The sequence below is a fragment of the Mesorhizobium sp. M1E.F.Ca.ET.041.01.1.1 genome, assembly GCF_003997355.1.
Taxonomy (GTDB): Bacteria; Pseudomonadota; Alphaproteobacteria; order Rhizobiales; family Rhizobiaceae; genus Mesorhizobium.
Map to the genome: position 1 here is coordinate 1 of NZ_RZSL01000907.1, position 1720 is coordinate 1720.

Below are 1720 nucleotides of genomic sequence, written 5' to 3' on the forward strand. Positions count from 1 at the left end.
CTGCCAGCCGCCGAGCTTGCGCGACAGCGCCGCTCCTTCGGCGTAGCCCAACCCGCAGGCAACGACGGCGGCAAGCATTAACCCGTCGCCGACCGGTGACGCGGTCACGCCTTGCGTCAGGGCAAAACCCGCGACGAGCGCGCTGCCCAGGCATGAGAACAGCCAGAAAGCCGGGCGCGGAGGGTCGCCGCCGCGCAGCACGCCGAAGATTGCGGTCGCCAGCGGCAGCAGGCCGACGAAGATGATGGAATGCGCGGCGGTGACATGTTTGAGCTCCAGCGCCGTGAGCAACGGGAAGCCGACCACGACTCCAAGCGCGACGACGACGAGCGAAACCAGGTCCCCTCGCTCCGGGCGCTTCTCGCGGAACAGGAGCAGCATCGCGATCCCGAGCAGGCCGGCGATCGCCGCCCGGGCCGACGTCAGGAAGGTCGGGTCGAAATCCAGCACCGCCATACGCGTCGCCGGCAGCGACCCGCTGAAGATCAGCACGCCGATGAAGCCGCTGAGCCAGCCGTTGAAACTCTTGTCCATCATCCGCTCCGTTTGCGCTTCCGTATCGGGGCGGCGCATGGTGTTACCAGAGACAATGGAGTACAATTTCGCAAAACTGTAATGGTCTGCGGGGAAGTACAGATGGACAGGCCTGACCCGAATGCAGGCGGCCGAACGCTCGTCGAAACGGTCATGTCGGCCATCCGGCAGCGGATCGCGGCGCGCGTCCTGACGCCTGGCGCGCGCCTGCCGTCGATCCGCGCCTTCGCCGGCATCATGCAGGTGTCGAAGTCGACGGTGGTCGAGGCCTACGAAAGGCTCGCGGCGGAAGGCATGATCCGCTCGCGGCCCGGTTCCGGCTTCTATGCCGCCGGCCCGCTCGCGCCGCTGTCGCTGGCCGAGATCGGCCCGCGCCTCGACCGCGCCGTCGATCCGCTCTGGGTCTCGCGGCAGTCGCTGGAGGCGGGCGGCGAGACGCTGAAACCCGGCTGCGGCTGGCTGCCGGCCTCCTGGATGCCGCAGGCCTCCTTGCGCCGGGCTTTGCGCGGCGCCGCCCGAACCGACGATGCAGCGCTCGCCGATTACGGCACGCCGCTCGGACTGCCGGCGCTGCGGCAGTTGCTGCCCGCCGCCTCTCGGCGCACGGTGTCGAGGCTTCGCCCGACCAGATCATGCTCACCGAATCCGGAACACAGGCGATCGACCTGTTGTGCCGCTTCCTGCTCGAGCCGGGCGACACGGTACTGGTCGACGATCCATGCTATTTCAATTTCCATGCGCTTCTGCGCGCCCATCGGGCCAAGGTGGTCGGTGTCCCCATGACGCCTTCGGGGCCCGACATCGATCTTTTCGCGCAAGCGCTCGCCGAGCACCGGCCGCGCCTCTACATCACCAACTCCGCGCTTCACAATCCGACCGGCGCGGCGCTCTCGCCGGTCGTTGCGCACCGGCTTCTCAAGCTCGCCGATCAGTCGGACCTCGCCATCATCGAAGACGATATCTTCGCCGATTTCGAGCACACGCCGGCACCACGGCTGGCGGCCTTTGACGGCCTCGGCCGCGTCGTCCAGATCGGCTCCTTCTCCAAGACGCTTTCGGCTTCGGTGCGTTGCGGCTTCATCGCCGCGCCACGTGACTGGATGGAAGGGCTGATCGACCTCAAGATCGCCACCTCTTTCGGCGGCGGGCGGCTCTCCTCCGAACTGGTGCTGACCCTGCTGAAGGA

At 67.7% G+C, this 1720-nt stretch carries 1 protein-coding gene and 1 pseudogene; one reads left to right on the forward strand and one right to left on the reverse strand.

Going from position 1 to position 1720, the window contains the following annotated elements:
* The coding region (locus EOA38_RS35730; protein WP_145966258.1) for a DMT family transporter at window positions 1–534 on the reverse strand (534 nt) is incomplete at its 3' end.
* Between the two features lie 102 nt (window positions 535–636).
* On the opposite strand from EOA38_RS35730, the pseudogene EOA38_RS35735 reads away from it, so the two are divergent.
* Window positions 637–1720: pseudogene (locus EOA38_RS35735) on the forward strand (PLP-dependent aminotransferase family protein); the annotation flags it as partial.